Here is a 19,157-nt window from a genome sequence, read left to right as displayed (position 1 = left end):
GATATTAGCCGATTTGGTAATTGAAGAAATCAATCAAACAAATGACTAATATGGACGCCCAACATCTCATTGATGTTGGGCTTATATATCAATTCATCCATAAATATATATTATCACTGTGAAAGGAGGAGCCGATATGAAACAAGTCATAGGCTATTTACGTCAAAGTACGATGAAACAACAATCTCTTGCAGCACAGAAACAAGCTATCGAAGCAATAGCCGAAAAACATCATATTCAACATATCAACTTTTATAGCGACAAACAATCAGGTCGCAAAGATAATCGTAGTGGGTATCGACAAATAACACAATTAATTCAACAAGGACAGTGTGACATATTATGCTGTTATCGTCTTAATAGGTTGCATCGTAATCTGAAAAATGCATTAAAACTCATCAAATTATGTCAAACGTACCATGTTCATATCTTAAGCGTACATGATGGTTACTTTGATATGGATCAAGCTTTCGACCGACTCAAGCTTAATATCTTCATCAGTTTAGCCGAACTTGAATCGGATAACATTGGAGAACAAGTCAGAAATGGGCTTCAAGAAAAAGCAAAGCAAGGTCGATTGATTACAACACATGCACCTTTTGGTTACGAATATCACAACGGAACATTCATCATCAATCAAAATGAGTCACCAACGGTAAAGGCTGTATTCAATTATTACATTAAAGGTCATGGTTATAAGAAAATTGCACAGTTATTAGAAGAAGATAACACGTATATCAATCGACAACCCTATCAAGTTCGTAACATTATCATCAATCCTAATTATTGTGGTCGTGTCAACAATCAATATGGCCAATTCGACAATATGTTTCCTTCTATTGTTTCCACAAGTATATATGAGCAAGCGCAGAGACTTCGATTGCAAAAACAAACCAAACAGACACCTTCGGATAATCAACTCAAACAAAAAATCAAATGCCCATGTTGTAATGCAACACTTACAAATATGACCATTAGAAAAAAGAATCATACATTACGTTACTACGTCTGTCCTAAAAACATGAATGCTTCACGCTTTGTCTGTGATTTTAAAGGCATCAATGCACAAACACTTGAAGATAAAGTATTAGAAGTGTGCCGAGACTTTTATCAAAATCAACGCATCTACACAAAAATTAAAAGTGCGATTGACAAACGCATCAAAAGACAAAGAAACATAGAAAAACATCACACATTGACTCAAGAACAACTGATAGAAAAGTTGGCACAAGGCATCATTGATGCAGAAACGTTCAGAGAGCAAACACAATCATTACGTCAACAACCGCAACGCACTACATCTATCAATGGGCATCAAATACAACACATCATTCAAAATATTATTCAAAAACGTTTCACGTTAAACATATTGTACCCCTATATTGAAACCATTCACATTACGAAAGATAAAAATCTTATAGGAATCTATTTCAAAAATGAACCACTCAATATTGTCAATCAAACCATGCAATCATCGATTGCATAAATGAAGAAAGGATGTAACATAATGCAACAACTTAAAACAAAACGTGTCGGTATCTATGTACGTGTATCAACAGAAATGCAAAGCACAGAAGGTTATAGTATCGACGGACAAATCAATCAAATCAAAGAATACTGTGACTTCCATCATTTTGAAGTTAAAGATATATACGCTGACCGTGGTATTTCAGGTAAATCTATGAACAGACCTGAGCTCCAACGTATGTTGAAAGATGCAAAAGAAGGCAATATCGACTGTGTTATGGTATACAAAACAAACCGATTAGCTCGTAATACATCTGATCTTCTCAAAATTGTCGAAGATTTACACAAACAAAATGTCGAATTTTTCAGTTTGTCAGAGCGTATGGAAGTCAATACTTCTTCTGGTAAACTCATGTTACAGATACTTGCGAGTTTCTCAGAATTCGAACGTAATAACATTGTCGAGAACGTATTTATGGGTCAAACGAGACGTGCCCAAGAAGGCTATTATCAAGGCAATTTACCACTAGGTTATGACAAAATACCAGATAGTAAACACGAGCTAATGATTAACCAACATGAAGCTAATATTGTAAAATATATATTCGAGTGCTATGCCAAAGGACATGGCTATCGTAAAATTGCCAATGCATTGAATCACAAAGGATATGTCACTAAAAAGGGGAAACCTTTCAGTATTAGTTCAATCACATACATCTTAGCTAACCCTTTCTATATCGGCAAAATTCAATTTGCGAAATACAAAGATTGGAGTGAAAAACGTCGTAAAGGGCTGAATGATAAACCAGTGATAGCTGAAGGTAAGCATTCCCCCATTATTAATCAAGATTTATGGGATAAAGTACAAATGCGTAAGAAACAAGTCAGTCAAAAACCCCAAGTCCATGGCAAAGGAACGAATCTGCTTACAGGCATTATTCACTGTCCCCAATGTGGCGCACCTATGGCAGCAAGCAATACCACGAATACTCTTAAAGACGGGACTAAGAAACGTATTCGTTACTATTCATGTAGTAATTTTCGGAACAAGGGTTCCAAAGTATGTTCGGCAAACAGTGTAAGAGCTGATGTGATTGAAGATTATGTGATGAAGCAAATACTTGAAATAGTCAAAAGTGATAAAGTCATTCAACGCGTAGTAACACACGTCAATCAAGAAAATCAAGTTGATGGCGCTGCACTTCATCACGATATTGCTTATAAGCAACAACAATATGATGAAGTACAAATCAAAATAAATAACTTGATTAAAACCATCGAGGATAATCCGGACTTAACATCAGTAATCAGACCAAGTATTCAAAAATATGAAAAGCAACTCAATGACATTACGAATCAAATCAACCAACTCAAAAATCAACAAAATGAAGATAAGACTTTATTTGATGCCAAAGAAATCAGTAAACTATTACAACACATCTTTCATGATATTAAGCACATAGAAAAATCTCGACTCAAAGCATTGTATCTATCAGTGATTGATCGCATTGATATTAAAAAAGATGGTAATCATAAAAAACAATTCTATGTCACACTCAAACTTAATAACGAAATCATTAAACAACTTTTCAATAATAAACAACTCGACGAAGTGCATCTCAGCACTTCGTCTTTATTTTTGCCCCAAACACTATATCTTACTATTTAGCTAATAGAATCATTGTTATAACAATAATTTTCACTATATTCTTTCGCTTATTTTATCTAACTATTTTCAAGAATTGCTCTTTATCAATTTCAATAACACTTATCTAATGAAACAGTTATTGTCGTAATTTTTTCATAACTATACAATGCTTATATTGAAATTGCTAAAGAACATCCCACAATGATTTTTTATCGGGAAATGATTGGGATTTGCAGATTCGAAGAAACAGAAGGATTGTGCAAGCACAATCCCAAAATCCCGTTACTTTTTATAAATAAATAATATATATAAGGAAGCAGAGACACAACCCTATCATCAATACTTATAAATAATGAGTTGATTGTTTGTCAAAATAGGCGGAATTTCAGGATTTCCTTGGCATACCAACGTTTGTAGCGGGTTTTTATATGGAATTTTCTCTTATTCCCACCGGGATTCGTAATAAATGACAAATCAAATATATATTATCTCAATGATGTATATGAACTACATCACTATTACACTATCTAGGAGGCAATAATATGAAAACCATCACTCAAGAACTCAAACAATATATAACCCACCTATTCCAACTATCTAATAACGAAGCTTGGGAATGTGAAGCGCTGGAGGAAGCAGCAGAAAATATTCTACCGGAACGTTTTATTAATGATTCTCCACTGGTACATCTCACACTCGAGACTTATACCTACTATAATGATGAACTACATGAGCTAAGTATCTATCCATTTCTAATGTATGCCAATAACCAACTCATCAGTGTCGGATACTTAGACCATTTTGACATGGACTTTCTGTACCTTACAGATACTCAAAATATCATTATTGATGAACGTCATTTACTAAAACAAGGAGGTCAGGACCATGAATAATTGGATCATAGTTGCTCAATTATCCGTCACAGTTATCAACGAAATCATCGACATCATGAAAGAAAAGCAGAAGGGAGGGAAATAGCATGAAAATCAATCGATACATCACAAGAGGAATTAATGAAAGTATTCCACTAGACCTTCAAATCTTACTTTGGCACATGGTAGAAAAAAAAGATAACCAGCCTCATACAGATTACCTACACATTTTTAAATTACAAGAAGATGAGAATATACTCTCAATCACACATGAACAAGAACAACCCACATACAAATTGGAATATCACTATACAAACTATGAAAAAAATCAAAATGCATTACCTAAGAAAGTCTACGTCATTCGTGAAGATGACGTGGACGCTTTTTATTATGTGATGCTTTTACCAGAAGAATACTAAAGGAAGTGACGATGATGAATACAATCAAAAGTACGATACACACAGAAGCCATATTTAGCGATGATGAACAGCACCGCTATTTACTCAAGAAAACATGGGATGAAAAGAAAGCTGCATGCACAGTGATAACGATGTATCCTCATTTAGACGGTGTATTATCACTCGATCTCACAACTGTTCTTATCCTCAACCAATTAGCCAATTCAGAACGATACGGTGCTGTATATCTTGTAAATCTATTCTCTAATATTAGAACACCCGAAAACCTCAAACATATCAAAAATCCATACGATGAGCACACTGATATTCATTTGATGAAAGCGATTAGTGAAAGTGACACAGTGATTCTTGCTTATGGTGCCTATGCGAAGCGACCAGTTGTTATCGACCGTGTCGAACAAGTGATGGAAATGTTAAAACCTCATAAAAAGAAAGTAAAAAAGCTCATCAATCCAGTAACAAATGAAATTATGCATCCACTCAACCCTAAGGCACGTCAAAAATGGATTTTGAAATCATAGCAAATACATGGAGGTCAATATGGAAACAAAACAAATCAACATCGTTTTACTGTAAATGATATTGTTGAAACAATTCCTGACAATGAATTCGACGAATTCAGACATCACCGTGGTGCAACTTCGTACCATCCTAAAATGATGTTAAAAGTGATTCTATATGCCTACACACAATCTGTATTCTCAGGTCGTAAAATAGAAAAAATGCTTAATGATAGCATCCGAATGATGTGGCTATCACAAAATCAAAAACCTTCTTATAAAACAATTAATCAATTTAGAGTAAATCCAAAAGTAGATGCTTTATTAGAATCTTTATTTATTCAATTTTACAGTCAGTGTGTAAAACAAAATCTTATAGATGATAAAGCTATTTTTATTGATGGTACAAAAATTGAAGCAAATGCCAATCGATATACATTTGTATGGAAAAAGAGTATTCAAAACCATGAATCAAAGATGAATGAGGATTCTAAAGCCCTCTACCATGAATTGGTAACCAATAAAATCATACCGGAAATTAAAGAAGATCATGATAATGAATTAACAAAAGAAGAAATAGATTTGATTGGTAGTCACTTAGATAAAGAAATCGAAGATTTAAACCAACATATCAACAATGAAAAATGTACTAAAACAAGAAAACAAATACGTCTCAAAAGAACTAAAATCAAAAAATACAAAAAGCAAATCAATGATTATTTTGAGCGAAAGTATCGATACGAATTTCAAAAATCTATTTTAAAGGATAGAAATAGTTATTCTAAGACAGATTATGATGCGACATTTATGAGAATGAAAGAAGATCACATGAAAAATGGACAACTTAAGCCAGGGTATAATTTACAAATAGCAACAAATTCCCAATTTGTTTTATCTTATAATGTGTATCAAAATCCAACGGATACTAGAACGATGATTCCATTTTTAAATTCAATTCAAGAGACCTACGGTCATTTACCTGAATATATTGTAGCTGATGCAGGTTATGGTAGTGAATCAAATTATAAGGCAATTATAGATGACTTTAATCGAACGCCACTCATAACATATGGAATGTTTATAAAAGATAAAACTAAAAAATATAAAAGTGACATCTTTAATACTCAAAATTGGAACTATGACGAAATTAATGACGAATTCATTTGTCCGAATAATAAACGGCTAGGTTTTAAAAGATATGCCTATCGTCATGATAAGTATGGTTATAAGCGAGACTTCAAATTATATGAATGTGATGATTGTTCAGAATGTCCTCTGAAAAATCAATGTATGAACTTCAATTCAAAAACAAACAAAAAAATAATGAAGAATTATAACTGGGAATATTTTAAATCCCAAATTAACAAAAAGCTTTCAGAACCAGAAACAAAAAATATCTACAGTCAAAGAAAAATTGATGTGGAACCTGTTTTTGGATTTATGAAGGCTATTTTGGGTTTCACTCGGATGTCTGTCCGAGGACTCAATAAAGTCAAAAGAGAACTTGGTTTTGTATTAATGGCACTTAATATAAGAAAAGTAGTAGCTCAACGAGCTGAAAATAATCAAAAAATTTATAAAAAAGACAATTTCTATATTATTTCAATAGAAATTGTCTTTTTTCACTTATCCAAGAACTTTATGTCCCGGACTCATTATGATTTATTTTTTTATTGCTGACTTGCCATTAATTCTGCTTGCTCTACAACTTGTTCCACAGCCATTTTTTGAAGATCTGGTGGATAGCCATATTTCTTTAATAGGCGTCTAACTTGAACTCTCATTTTAGCTTTAGCACTGTCTCGTTTAGACCAATCAACACTCATGTTATCCTTAACTGTTTTAGTTAACTCATGTGCAATGGCTCTTAACTCTTTATCGCCCAAAGCTTCTTTAGCTGTTTCATGTGAAGCTCGATATACTACATACAATATACGCAACAATACGCTTGTTTCGATTAGGTTTAGGCATTGAATCATAAAGTGCAATATACTTAACACGTTCTTTAATATTTGAATTAAAACCTAGTAAATATTGTGCTGCCACATTATTTATGTGCTGAGATTTTAAAATAGAGCATTTTAATATCGATTCACCATAACGTATATGTTCATGGCGATTCAAAATTTTTAAAACGTTTCTATCACATACTTTTTCACAGTCATTGTCCATCATTGTTTTACTTATATATAGTGCAGGATTAAACCAGAATATCATTTTAAAAACAACATAAAGCTGGTTGAATATTAAGTCATGACTTTTCACATGTGATAGTTCATGTAGAATAATATATTCAATTTCTTTGTCATTCATGGTTTCGACTACGACAGTTGGTAGTACAATTTGGGATTTCACTAAACCAAATACCATCGGATTATCAATGTTTGAACTATAACTAATTGTTATATGCTTTTTGTAGAACTGCATCTTACTTTGACATACTTTAAGTCGTTCATTAAGATATGACGATTCCAATGACGAACTTTTAATAACATCAATTTGTCGGAATGCCTTAATCATATAAAATAAGCACAACAAACTACCAAATACCCATATCAAAAGAATCATATACGTTATATTTGAGGTCTCAAACTGATTAACATTAATTGCTAAGTCTTTCGTAACAGATGATTGTTGACCATCTAACATATGACTAACCGAAGAAGTCGTGTCAGATACATTTCGATTCATCATATCTTTTGAAAATGTAAAATTCGATATTTTGTAAAATGGTATTAATGGAATTAACGTGGAGACGAGCACTAATAACCAAATCTTATGTGACATAATATTTTGAGTATATTTTATATAGAGCATTCTCACTAAAAAAATTACACATATCGTGAGCAATGAACTGATTATACTTAACATTAAAAAAGATGATAACACCTTCTACACCTCCATATCACAAAAATTATAACATTATTTTGACATAAATACTACATTTGTAATATACTACAAATGTAGTCTTATATAAGGAGTATATTGATGAAAAAGATAAAAATTGTTCCACTTATTTTAATAGTTGTAGTTGTCGGGTTTGGTATATATTTTTATGCTTCAAAAGATAAAGAAATTAATAATACTATTGATGCAATTGAAGATAAAAATTTCAAACAAGTTTATAAAGATAGCAGTTATATTTCTAAAAGCGATAATGGTGAAGTAGAAATGACTGAACGTCCGATAAAAATATATAATAGTTTAGGCGTTAAAGATATAAACATTCAGGATCGTAAAATAAAAAAAGTATCTAAAAATAAAAAACGAGTAGATGCTCAATATAAAATTAAAACAAACTACGGTAACATTGATCGCAACGTTCAATTTAATTTTGTTAAAGAAGATGGTATGTGGAAGTTAGATTGGGATCATAGCGTCATTATTCCAGGAATGCAGAAAGACCAAAGCATACATATTGAAAATTTAAAATCAGAACGTGGTAAAATTTTAGACCGAAACAATGTGGAATTGGCCAATACAGGAACAGCATATGAGATAGGCATCGTTCCAAAGAATGTATCTAAAAAAGATTATAAAGCAATCGCTAAAGAACTAAGTATTTCTGAAGACTATATCAAACAACAAATGGATCAAAATTGGGTACAAGATGATACCTTCGTTCCACTTAAAACCGTTAAAAAAATGGATGAATATTTAAGTGATTTCGCAAAAAAATTTCATCTTACAACTAATGAAACAGAAAGTCGTAACTATCCTCTAGGAAAAGCGACTTCACATCTATTAGGTTATGTTGGTCCCATTAACTCTGAAGAATTAAAACAAAAAGAATATAAAGGCTATAAAGATGATGCAGTTATTGGTAAAAAGGGACTCGAAAAACTTTACGATAAAAAGCTCCAACATGAAGATGGCTATCGTGTCACAATCGTTGACGATAATAGCAATACAATCGCACATACATTAATAGAGAAAAAGAAAAAAGATGGCAAAGATATTCAACTAACTATTGATGCTAAAGTTCAAAAGAGTATTTATAACAACATGAAAAATGATTATGGCTCAGGTACTGCTATCCACCCTCAAACAGGTGAATTATTAGCACTTGTAAGCACACCTTCATATGACGTCTATCCATTTATGTATGGCATGAGTAACGAAGAATATAATAAATTAACCGAAGATAAAAAAGAACCTCTGCTCAACAAGTTCCAGATTACAACTTCACCAGGTTCAACTCAAAAAATATTAACAGCAATGATTGGGTTAAATAACAAAACATTAGACGATAAAACAAGTTATAAAATCGATGGTAAAGGTTGGCAAAAAGATAAATCTTGGGGTGGTTACAACGTTACAAGATATGAAGTGGTAAATGGTAATATCGACTTAAAACAAGCAATAGAATCATCAGATAACATTTTCTTTGCTAGAGTAGCACTCGAATTAGGCAGTAAGAAATTTGAAAAAGGCATGAAAAAACTAGGTGTTGGTGAAGATATACCAAGTGATTATCCATTTTATAATGCTCAAATTTCAAACAAAAATTTAGATAATGAAATATTATTAGCTGATTCAGGTTACGGACAAGGTGAAATACTGATTAACCCAGTACAGATCCTTTCAATCTATAGCGCATTAGAAAATAATGGCAATATTAACGCACCTCACTTATTAAAAGACACGAAAAACAAAGTTTGGAAGAAAAATATTATTTCCAAAGAAAATATCAATCTATTAACTGATGGTATGCAACAAGTCGTAAATAAAACACATAAAGAAGATATTTATAGATCTTATGCAAACTTAATTGGCAAATCCGGTACTGCAGAACTCAAAATGAAACAAGGAGAAACTGGCAGACAAATTGGGTGGTTTATATCATATGATAAAGATAATCCAAACATGATGATGGCTATTAATGTTAAAGATGTACAAGATAAAGGAATGGCTAGCTACAATGCCAAAATCTCAGGTAAAGTGTATGATGAGCTATATGAGAACGGTAATAAAAAATACGATATAGATGAATAACAAAACAGTGAAGCAATCCGTAACGATGGTTGCTTCACTGTTTTATTATGAATTATTAATAAGTGCTGTTACTTCTCCCTTAAATACAATTTCTTCATTTTCATTGTATGTTGAAAGTGACACTGTAACGAGTCCATTTTCTTTTTTTATGGATTTCTTATTTGTAATTTCAGCGATAACGTACAATGTATTACCTGGGTATACAGGTTTAATAAATTTAACGTTATTCATTTGTGTTCCTGCTACAACTTCTTCTCCGTATTTACCTTCTTCTACCCATAATTTAAATGATATTGAAAGTGTATGCATGCCAGATGCAATGATACCTTTAAATCTACTTTGTTCTGCTTTTTCTTTATCTATATGCATATATTGAGGATCAAAAGTTGTTGCAAATTGGATAATTTCTTCTTCTGTAATATGAAGGCTTTTTGTTTTGAATGTTTCTCCTACTATAAAATCATCGTATTTCATATATGTCTCTCTTTCTTATTCAAATTAATTTTTTAGTATGTAACATGTTAAAGGTAAGTCTACCGTCACTGAAACGTAAGACTCACCTCTAACTTTCTATTGAGACAAATGCACCATTTTATCTGCATTGTCTGTAAAGATACCATCAACTCCCCAATTAGCAAGTTGGTTTGCACGTGCTGGTTTGTTTACAGTCCATACGTTCAATTCATAACCCGCTTCTTTTACCATTTTTACTTTTGCTTTAGTAAGTTTGGCATCTTCAGTGTTTACTATTTTAGCATTACAGTAATCTAAAAGTGTTCTCCAGTCTTCACGAAACGAAGTTGTATGGAATATAACTGCTCTGTTATATTGTGGCATGATTTCTTCTGCAAGTTTAACAAGCACAACATTAAAGCTTGAAATGAGCACTTCTTGATTCTGATTTAAGTTTGTTAATTGTTCTTCCACTTGCTTAACCATACTTTTAGAAAGTGCTAGTCCATTCGGTCCAGTAATACCTTTTAATTCTACATTTAAATTCATATTATATTCATTTGCTATTTTTACTACATCATCGAAAGTTGGCAAATGTTCATCTTTGAATTTTTCACCAAACCAAGATCCTGCAGAAGCATCTTTAATTTCATCATAATTCAATTCAGTTATTTCCCCGGACATATTTGTAGTCCGTTCTAAATAATCATCATGAATGATAATCAGTTGTTCATCTTTTGTAATTGCAACATCTAACTCCAACCAGTTTATACCTTCTACTTCTGAAGCAGCTTTAAATGATGCAATTGTATTTTCCGGAGCTTTACTAGGTAATCCTCTATGTCCATATACAGTTAGCATATTACCTCTCCTTGCATTTTTATTTTTTTAATTAACGTAACTGTATTATCACATTAATCGCACTTTTATTTCCATTAAAAAGAGATGAATATCATAAATAAAGAAGTCGATAGATTCGTATTGATTATGGAGTTAATCTACGTCTCATCTCATTTTTAAAAAATCATTTATGTCCCAAGCTCCATTTTGTAATCAAGTCTAGTTTTTCTGTACCCCTTATCTGCAATTTTACTTAGGATTGCTTTTAACTTACCCCTTATCAGCAATTTTACTGAGAACTGCTTTTAACGCACCTCTTATCTGCAATTTTGCCTAGAACTGCTTTTAACGTACCTCTTATCTGCAATTTTACTGAGAACTGCTTTTAACTTACCCCTTATCAGCAATTTTGCATGGAATTGCTTTTAACGTACCTCTTATCTGCAATTTTACTGAGAACTGCTTTTAACAAACCTCTTATCTGCAATTTTACTTAGAACTGCTTTTAACGTACCTCTTATCTGTAATTTTACTGAGAACTGCTTTTAACAAACCTCTTATCTGCAATTTTACTTAGAACTGCTTTTAACAAACCTCTTATCTGCAATTTTACTTAGAATTGCTTTTACTATTCCTCTTATTAGTATAATCTCAGTAAGAATGCGTATAAAAATGAAAATTACAACCGATTTTGTAAGTGCTGACGCCTGAGGGAATAGTATGTGCGAGAGACTAATGGCTCGAGCCATACCCCTAGGCAAGCATGCACGTACAAAATCGTAAGATAAAAAAATAAGCATATCACTGTAAACTTTAAAAAATCAGTTTAGTGATATGCTTATTTATTTCGAGTTAGGATTTATGTCCCAAGCTCATCAAGCACAATCGGCCACTAGTTTATTTCTCTATCTTATATGTTCTGATATGGTCTTCTATACTGTATAAGTATACTTTTGAATATGGATCTTGTGTCAATTCACGTTCGAAATCAAATTCTTGATTATCAAATCTGTTAAAGAATGTTTCGTATTCTTCGACTGATAATTGCTCTCTAGATTCTAGCATATTTAAGTGTTTCTCTTTATCTAATGCTTTGTCATATCCTTTAACGATTGAACCACTAAAGATTTCTCCTACTGCTCCTGAACCATAACTAAATAGACATACTTTCTCTTCTGGTTGGAATGTGTGGTTCTGTAATAACGAAATTAAACTTAAGTATAATGATCCTGTATAAATGTTACCAACATCTCTATTCCATAATACGGTTCTGTTGCAAAGTTGAATTTATAGTATAATTTTAACAAAAAGGAGTCTTCTGTATGAACTATTTCAGATATAAACAATTTAACAAGGATGTTATCACTGTAGCCGTTGGCTACTATCTAAGATATGCATTGAGTTATCGTGATATATCTGAAATATTAAGGGAACGTGGTGTAAACGTTCATCATTCAACGGTCTACCGTTGGGTTCAAGAATATGCCCCAATTTTGTATCAAATTTGGAAGAAAAAGCATAAAAAAGCTTATTACAAATGGCGTATTGATGAGACGTACATCAAAATAAAAGGAAAATGGAGCTATTTATATCGTGCCATTGATGCAGAGGGACATACATTAGATATTTGGTTGCGTAAGCAACGAGATAATCATTCAGCATATGCGTTTATCAAACGTCTCATTAAACAATTTGGTAAACCTCAAAAGGTAATTACAGATCAGGCACCTTCAACGAAGGTAGCAATGGCTAAAGTAATTAAAGCTTTTAAACTTAAACCTGACTGTCATTGTACATCGAAATATCTGAATAACCTCATTGAGCAAGATCACCGTCATATTAAAGTAAGAAAGACAAGATATCAAAGTATCAATACGGCAAAGAATACTTTAAAAGGTATTGAATGTATTTACGCTCTATATAAAAAGAACCGCAGGTCTCTTCAGATCTACGGATTTTCCCCATGCCACGAAATTAGCATCATGCTAGCAAGTTAAGCGAACACTGACATGATAAATTAGTGGTTAGCTATATTTTTTACTTTGCAACAGAACCACCTCTTATTTATCTAGATGACGATACAAAGTTGCCCTACTTATGTTTGTCTGTTCTTTTATCTCATCTAAAGTGTATTTTTTGCTCATATACATTTCAATAGCATCTCTAAGATTTTTATCATCTCGCTTTGGTCTTCCTAAAGTTTTTCCATCTTTTGAATAATTCTCTAATCCTACACGAGTTCTAAATTTAACAATATCACTTTGAAAGTCTGTGATATCATGTAATATCTCTATAAATTCACCTTTGATGTCTTTATAAATATAACGATTTAAATTAATAACATATAAAGATATATCCTCCTGAGAAAGATAATCTAATATATCTACTAAATGTTTCGTAGAATCTGCAAGAATACATAAATCCGTAACGTATAACATATCTCCAGGAACTAATTTTTCATTTAAAAGAACATCTAATATATTCCTCTTCTTATTATTAGCATGAATTTCTTCAACAATTTCATTTGTATGAGTTTCTATTTTCTTTTTTTGTTCATTTAAATCGTCGTTTATTGTAACGGGTCTAATATAACCGTATTTCATTTAATTGCACCACCCTGTAGCTAAAGTTTAACACAAAGTTTCATTAAGGGGTATACATATGAAACTTTTCTGTTATACTTTACCATATAATTAAATAAAAAGGAGAGTAAGTTATGGTTGAAAAATTAAAATATGAATGGCTTAACCAGCCTGGTAAAAACATACTTGCAGGTATTGTAGTTGCCTTAGCTTTAATCCCTGAAGCTATCGCATTCTCAATTATTGCTGGTGTAGATCCAATGGTTGGCTTATATGCTTCTTTCATTATTGCTGTTGTTACAGCTGTTGTAGGTGGTAGAGCAGCAATGATATCAGGTGCAACAGGGGCTGTAGCCTTACTAGTTGTGCCACTTGTTAAAGACCATGGTGTAGAGTACTTACTAGCTGCTACTATACTAATGGGAATCATTCAATTGATTTTAGGTCTTCTTAAAGTAGGTCGTTTAATGAAGTTTATACCTCATTCAGTCATGATTGGTTTTGTGAATGCTCTAGGAATCATGATTTTTATGTCTCAAATAGAACATATCTTTGGGATATCAATTTCAACTTATATATATGTAATTGTAACGTTACTCATCGTATATATAATTCCAAGATTTTTTAAAGCTATACCTGCACCATTAATAGCTATTATCGTATTGACTGCCCTTTATATGTATACAGGTTCTGACGTTAGAACTGTGGGAGATTTAGGTAATATCAAACAAGCTTTCCCTCACTTTTTAATCCCTAATGTTCCCTTTAATTTAGAAACTCTTCAAATTATTTTCCCTTACTCTTTATCTATGGCTATTGTAGGTTTAGTTGAGAGCTTACTTACAGCTAAAATTGTAGACGATGCTACAGACACTTATAGTAGTAAAAATAGAGAGTCCTGTGGTCAAGGTATCGCTAACATGATTACCGGATTATTCGGTGGCATGGGAGGTTGTGCCATGATTGGTCAATCCGTCATCAATGTTAAATCAGGTGCAAACAGTAGATTGTCTACATTTACAGCGGGTATTGTACTTATATTTATGATTATTGTACTTGGAGGACTTGTAGTTCAAGTTCCAATGCCAATTTTAGCAGGTATTATGGTTATGGTTTCTGTTGGTACATTTGATTGGAATTCCTTTAAATATATTAAGAAAGCACCAAAAACGGATGCAGTCGTTATGCTTATTACAGTGATTATTGTTTTAATGACGCATAATTTAGCTTTAGGTGTTGTTGCAGGCGTTGTTTTCAGTGCTTTATTCTTTGCTACTAAAATTTCAAAAGTAGAAGTTATTTCTGAAGAGTTCGGTAAAATAAACCGATTATCTTTTAAAGGACAAATCTTTTTTGTTTCTATTGATTCTATGATGGAACAAATAAACTTTGAGATTGAAAATAGTACCATAGAATTAAACTTCAATAATGCACACTTATGGGATGATTCTGCAGTAGATGCAATTGACACGATAGTACGAAAATTCGAAGAAAAAAATAATATTGTTCGTGTAGAAAAATTAAATTCAGATAGTCGTAAAGTTGTTTCAGAGTTAAGCCAACTAAATGAAAATCATTTAAACTAAAGGAGTGTTATTTATGTATAAATCAATTTTATTAGCAGCAGATGGATCAGAGAATAGTTTGCGTTCAGCAAAAGAGGTTTTAAATTTTATAGATGATAATACGATTGTTACTATTCTTACAGTTGTAGATGTTGAGGAATCGAAAACAGATGTTTTACATGGTAAACAAAGTTCCAGTTTGACGAATGAAAGAGAAGACAAACTCTCTCATATCACTGAGTTATTTGTAGAGCATAATGTAAAATATGAAATGAAAATTGCACATGGCGTTCCTGCGGACACAGTTGTTTCAGTTGCCAATAGTGGAGAATTTCAAGCTATTGTTTTAGGAACACGTGGATTAAATAGTTTGCAAGAAATGGTGTTAGGTAGCGTCAGTCACAAAGTAGCAAAACGTTCAGAAATTCCCGTTGTTATTGTAAAATAGTCTGTCTAACTTAATCCTTTCACGGATTGAGTTTTATTTTAGGGGTGAATAATAGATGAAAACCAAAAATTTCTATTATGGTTGGGTTATTGTATTTAACGAGTCCATATTGTGAAACTTTGGAAGACTTACAACACGATATAACCACAAATCAACACTCTACGATTTTTTCAGAAGAAAATATAGTTGGCGCATTTGAAATTAAAGAAAACATAATAGTCAACATTTATATAAAATTTTCATTTCTCAAAATGAACAGAATAATGGAATTGGTAAATTAACTATGAAAATGATTTTCTGAAAATTTACTAATAAAAATAAATAGACCGTTTATACTCCTCATAAAAATTGTAGAAATTACCACTTCTATGAATCTTTAGGGTTTGAAAAGTATGGTGAGGCTATTTTATCAGATAAATTAACATTATTTAAATATGCTAAATATAACTAAAAATAATATCTCCATTATATATAGTTATGTATATCTCCTGAAGTTTATTCAACTAATATCTGACAGTAATTAACATAATCGATGATTACCAGAAGTTCTCACTATATAAAAGGCACTAAAATTTTATAACTTTTAGTGCCTAATCAATTATTTTAGCTACCAAACAAACGACTCCAAAACCCCTTTTTAGGTTCCGTTTCTTCACTCTTTTCTTCTATATCACTATCATTGTCATTTAGATTAGCTGGAACGTCTTCTCTTTTTGCTTCTTCACCTTGTGTACTTTCGTCGCTTTGACTTCCAGATATATCCTTATATTGAATCTCTGTTTCTTTAGTTTCTTCCTGATCTCGGTTAATATTTACAGGATTAGTAGTATATGTTTTTTCTTGTGCATCAACGTTTTGTCTAGTGTTAGTAGATGTATCAAAGGGATAATTAAGGTGTTTTTCTTTTTCTAATTGATTTTCTAATTTTTGAATCTTTTTATTACTCTCTAATGCCAGAACTTGCTGATTTTCAAGCAATTTTGATCTTTCTTGCAACTCTTTTCTGTAAAATTCAATTGTTGTTTCATGACGACTTTCTTGTTTTTCAATTTGATTATTTAAAGTATCAATCTGATTTTTAAGGATTTCTACTATTTGAGCATCGCTTTTCGATTCAAAATTAATATTATCCGACTCTTTTTTTTGTTTGTCTTCAGTAGTACTTTCAAAACCATATTTCTTTTTATTTTCATTTACTCTTTGAATGATTTTTTCTATATCGGTATCTTCTTTAATAAACGAAGTGTTTTCCTGTTTTATTGTCTCTATATTCAATCGCTTAATATTATTAAAAATCGTTTGCTTACTAACCCCTAATTCTTCACTCAACTTTTTCACACTTTTCATATCATCAACCCTTTATAAAATGTTTATAAACCCTTGATAAAATATTATAAGCTTATAATGCTTAATAATAAAGTGATTAATAAATAAAAATAAACATCCATCAACCTTTTTATCAAGAATTTGTGAAAGGTTGATGATATTTATCAAGGGTTTATAAACCCTTGATAAAACTATATTTTCCCTTTTATAAGTTTATTTAAAGTGCTATAATAACCTTAATATAACAAAAACCCCAACTACTGGTAATAGTCGGGGTTTGGTAATAAAACGTTTAGAAACTGTTTATTTATATAATTTTCGATACTTGTATTATATAATGAATAATATCTTAGTGCAAGCACCTAAATCATTAAATAAATGTAAAGCTAAATAAAAACGTTTTATTACCTCTTACCAAACTAAAATATGGAAAGAGGTTTTTTGTCATGCAAAATCAATATTTTACAGTGCAAGAAAATTACAAAGAAAGATTTTATCAAATCCCTAAAGTATTCTTTACCAGTGAAAATTATAAAAATCTAACTAATGATATGAAAATAGCCTATGCTATCTTACGTGATCGCTTAAATTTATCTATTAAAAATAGCTGGGTTGATGAAGATGGTAACATTTACTTTGTTTATTCAAATGAAAAGCTAATGGAAATCTTAAATTGTAAAAAAGAAAAATTAACAAAAATAAAAAAAGGGTTAGAAAACGATGGTCTACTCATTCAAAAACGACGTGGTTTAAATAAACCAAATATTCTATATTTAATGAAACCTATTGTCACAGAACGTGATATTTACAAAATAGAAAAAGAAGAAAACGATGTTGAACCTTACGGCGAGAAGGAAGTTCGAAAATCGAACGTCCAGAAGTTCGAAAATCGAACGTCCAGAAGTTCGAAAATCGAACGTCCAGAAGTTCGAAAATCGAACACTAATGATACTGACTTTAATGACATTGACTTTAATGATACTGAGAATAATGATATGAATGACTTGAATGATATAAAGTTCAAAAATGAAATTAGTAATCATTCAAATCATTCATATCAATTTACACATGATTTTGATGATAAAGAAATGCTATTGCAAGAATTCCCAGAACAACTAACTAATTATTTATTAAAATATAATTATAGAGATTTAGAAATCATAAAGGCTGTTATTCTTAAAGCAAAAAAATCATTTAATTCAAGGCATGAAGATATGCATTACATGTTAGAGGACATTGAAGATGAAATATTAACTTCTTTAAAAAGACTTAAAAAAGCTATACATGATAGGGGAGTTAAAGGCCAAAAGGAAACAATCAAGTCAATGCAAGCTTATTTAATGCAAACAATTCTAACTGAACTTGAAGAAACACATGCCCTTTATATGCGCCGTAAAAACATGAAAAAATATAATATCTTTAATCAATAATTCAAATGATTTTATAACACTCAAATAGACATCAAAATATTCCGTTAAATCATCTGACTTTTTAACTGATGACGACGAAAAAAATCAAGAAATTTTAAGTGATTTAGAAAAAGGTTTGTATCGAAAACGTATGTTGAGTTATGGTGGATTGCTTAAACAAAAGCATAAAATTTTAAACTTAGACGATGCCGAAGATGGTAATTTGATTAATACAAGTGATGAAGATAAAACGACAGACGAAGAAAAAAAGCACATTCAATTACCGCAATTTGGAATTTCGAAAAGCAAAATTATTATTTAAGACATTAGTGATAACTGATGTCTTTTTTTATTGATTTTTTGTAAAAAAGTACTGTCTTAGTTTTGTGACAAATACTGTATATAGTGTCACAAAAGTGTGACACTACAGCTTTTTATGATATCACTTTAAAATTACTTAAAACCCTTGGAATGTCTGGCTTTGCCAGACCTATCATTTTTGAATGATAGCAAATTCCCCTTATGCTCTTACGGAGATTTTAGAGTTAAATTAAAATTTCTAAGTTTTTGATAAGAAAAGCCCTGCAGGAATTTATAAAAACATGGGGAAGTTTTAAAGTATTTTATGCTAAT

Annotated in this window: 16 protein-coding genes and 3 pseudogenes; 12 read left to right on the top strand and 7 right to left on the bottom strand. The window is 31.4% G+C overall.

Annotated elements, in window-relative coordinates; translation table 11 throughout:
• Window positions 1-136 precede the first annotated feature (136 nt).
• The 6 genes and pseudogenes from ccrA to ACXQH5_RS10160 form a co-directional block, all read left to right on the top strand.
• On the top strand, window positions 137-1,486 hold the full coding sequence (gene ccrA / locus ACXQH5_RS10185) for a cassette chromosome recombinase CcrA (RefSeq protein WP_000815640.1): 1,350 nt from the start codon (window positions 137-139) through the stop codon (window positions 1,484-1,486).
• A 21-nt stretch (window positions 1,487-1,507) separates the two neighbouring features.
• The gene (gene ccrB, locus ACXQH5_RS10180) at window positions 1,508-3,136 is read left to right on the top strand and encodes a cassette chromosome recombinase CcrB (protein WP_001186608.1); all 1,629 of its coding nucleotides are present in this window, start codon (window positions 1,508-1,510) and stop codon (window positions 3,134-3,136) included.
• 521 nt (window positions 3,137-3,657) lie between these two features.
• Window positions 3,658-4,008 (top strand): SAUGI family uracil-DNA glycosylase inhibitor, encoded by a 351-nt coding sequence (locus ACXQH5_RS10175; protein ID WP_000849672.1) that lies wholly within the window; start codon window positions 3,658-3,660, stop codon window positions 4,006-4,008.
• A gap of 86 nt (window positions 4,009-4,094) precedes the next feature.
• Window positions 4,095-4,406 (top strand): DUF960 family protein, encoded by a 312-nt coding sequence (locus ACXQH5_RS10170; protein ID WP_000700851.1) that lies wholly within the window; start codon window positions 4,095-4,097, stop codon window positions 4,404-4,406.
• Window positions 4,407-4,420: 14 nt separating this feature from the next.
• Window positions 4,421-4,927 carry a DUF1643 domain-containing protein gene (locus tag ACXQH5_RS10165; RefSeq protein ID WP_001092189.1) on the top strand — a complete coding sequence of 169 codons (507 nt, stop codon included), beginning with the start codon at window positions 4,421-4,423 and terminating at the stop codon, window positions 4,925-4,927.
• A gap of 48 nt (window positions 4,928-4,975) precedes the next feature.
• A pseudogene (locus tag ACXQH5_RS10160) lies at window positions 4,976-6,586 on the top strand (IS1182 family transposase); the annotation flags it as partial.
• On the opposite strand, the pseudogene ACXQH5_RS10155 reads toward ACXQH5_RS10160, so the two are convergent.
• Window positions 6,577-6,819 (bottom strand): annotated as a pseudogene (locus ACXQH5_RS10155) (type I restriction enzyme endonuclease domain-containing protein); the annotation flags it as partial. The pseudogenes ACXQH5_RS10160 and ACXQH5_RS10155 sit on opposite strands and share 10 nt — an antisense overlap.
• Window positions 6,809-7,795 (bottom strand): beta-lactam sensor/signal transducer MecR1, encoded by a 987-nt coding sequence (locus ACXQH5_RS10150; protein WP_001549960.1) that lies wholly within the window; start codon window positions 7,793-7,795, stop codon window positions 6,809-6,811. The gene ACXQH5_RS10150 and the pseudogene ACXQH5_RS10155, both read right to left, overlap by 11 nt.
• Before the next feature lie 96 nt (window positions 7,796-7,891).
• On the opposite strand from ACXQH5_RS10150, the gene mecA reads away from it, so the two are divergent.
• Window positions 7,892-9,901, top strand: coding sequence for a PBP2a family beta-lactam-resistant peptidoglycan transpeptidase MecA (gene mecA / locus ACXQH5_RS10145; protein ID WP_001801873.1), 2,010 nt, complete (start codon window positions 7,892-7,894; stop codon window positions 9,899-9,901).
• Between the two features lie 45 nt (window positions 9,902-9,946).
• Here mecA and ACXQH5_RS10140 read toward each other — a convergent pair whose 3' ends face one another.
• The 3 genes from ACXQH5_RS10140 to ACXQH5_RS10130 all read right to left on the bottom strand — a co-directional run bounded on the left by ACXQH5_RS10140 (window position 9,947) and on the right by ACXQH5_RS10130 (window position 12,481).
• The gene (locus ACXQH5_RS10140) at window positions 9,947-10,375 is read right to left on the bottom strand and encodes a MaoC family dehydratase (protein ID WP_000872606.1); all 429 of its coding nucleotides are present in this window, start codon (window positions 10,373-10,375) and stop codon (window positions 9,947-9,949) included.
• A gap of 96 nt (window positions 10,376-10,471) precedes the next feature.
• Window positions 10,472-11,215 carry a glycerophosphoryl diester phosphodiesterase gene (locus ACXQH5_RS10135; protein ID WP_000958858.1) on the bottom strand — a complete coding sequence of 248 codons (744 nt, stop codon included), beginning with the start codon at window positions 11,213-11,215 and terminating at the stop codon, window positions 10,472-10,474.
• Window positions 11,216-12,091: 876 nt separating this feature from the next.
• Complete coding sequence (locus ACXQH5_RS10130; protein WP_020444595.1) at window positions 12,092-12,481, bottom strand: hydroxymethylglutaryl-CoA synthase; 390 nt, start codon at window positions 12,479-12,481, stop codon at window positions 12,092-12,094.
• 35 nt (window positions 12,482-12,516) lie between these two features.
• Here ACXQH5_RS10130 and ACXQH5_RS10125 point away from each other — a divergent pair, with 35 nt between their 5' ends.
• Entirely contained in the window at window positions 12,517-13,191 is a 675-nt protein-coding gene (locus ACXQH5_RS10125) for an IS6-like element IS257 family transposase (protein ID WP_001105987.1), read from the top strand.
• A gap of 63 nt (window positions 13,192-13,254) precedes the next feature.
• Here ACXQH5_RS10125 and ACXQH5_RS10120 read toward each other — a convergent pair whose 3' ends face one another.
• Window positions 13,255-13,797, bottom strand: coding sequence for a recombinase family protein (locus ACXQH5_RS10120; protein ID WP_000873696.1), 543 nt, complete (start codon window positions 13,795-13,797; stop codon window positions 13,255-13,257).
• Window positions 13,798-13,910: 113 nt separating this feature from the next.
• Here ACXQH5_RS10120 and ACXQH5_RS10115 point away from each other — a divergent pair, with 113 nt between their 5' ends.
• Both ACXQH5_RS10115 and ACXQH5_RS10110 read left to right on the top strand, forming a co-directional pair.
• Complete coding sequence (locus ACXQH5_RS10115) at window positions 13,911-15,362, top strand: SulP family inorganic anion transporter (protein ID WP_000229541.1); 1,452 nt, start codon at window positions 13,911-13,913, stop codon at window positions 15,360-15,362.
• Window positions 15,363-15,375: 13 nt separating this feature from the next.
• Window positions 15,376-15,789 (top strand): universal stress protein, encoded by a 414-nt coding sequence (locus ACXQH5_RS10110; protein WP_000278297.1) that lies wholly within the window; start codon window positions 15,376-15,378, stop codon window positions 15,787-15,789.
• Between the two features lie 603 nt (window positions 15,790-16,392).
• Here ACXQH5_RS10110 and ACXQH5_RS10105 read toward each other — a convergent pair.
• Window positions 16,393-17,136 carry a DUF536 domain-containing protein gene (locus ACXQH5_RS10105; RefSeq protein WP_000843730.1) on the bottom strand — a complete coding sequence of 248 codons (744 nt, stop codon included), beginning with the start codon at window positions 17,134-17,136 and terminating at the stop codon, window positions 16,393-16,395.
• 425 nt (window positions 17,137-17,561) lie between these two features.
• Here ACXQH5_RS10105 and ACXQH5_RS10100 point away from each other — a divergent pair, with 425 nt between their 5' ends.
• Both ACXQH5_RS10100 and ACXQH5_RS10095 read left to right on the top strand, forming a co-directional pair.
• The gene (locus tag ACXQH5_RS10100; protein ID WP_001181106.1) at window positions 17,562-18,545 is read left to right on the top strand and encodes a replication initiator protein A; all 984 of its coding nucleotides are present in this window, start codon (window positions 17,562-17,564) and stop codon (window positions 18,543-18,545) included.
• Window positions 18,546-18,573: 28 nt separating this feature from the next.
• A pseudogene (locus tag ACXQH5_RS10095) lies at window positions 18,574-18,854 on the top strand (protein rep); the annotation flags it as partial.
• Between the last annotated feature and the right edge of the window lie 303 nt (window positions 18,855-19,157).

Source organism: Staphylococcus sp. SA22 (assembly GCF_054165785.1).
The sequence above is the reverse complement of the archived record's forward strand: the minus strand, read 5'-3'. Positions and strand labels throughout refer to the sequence as shown.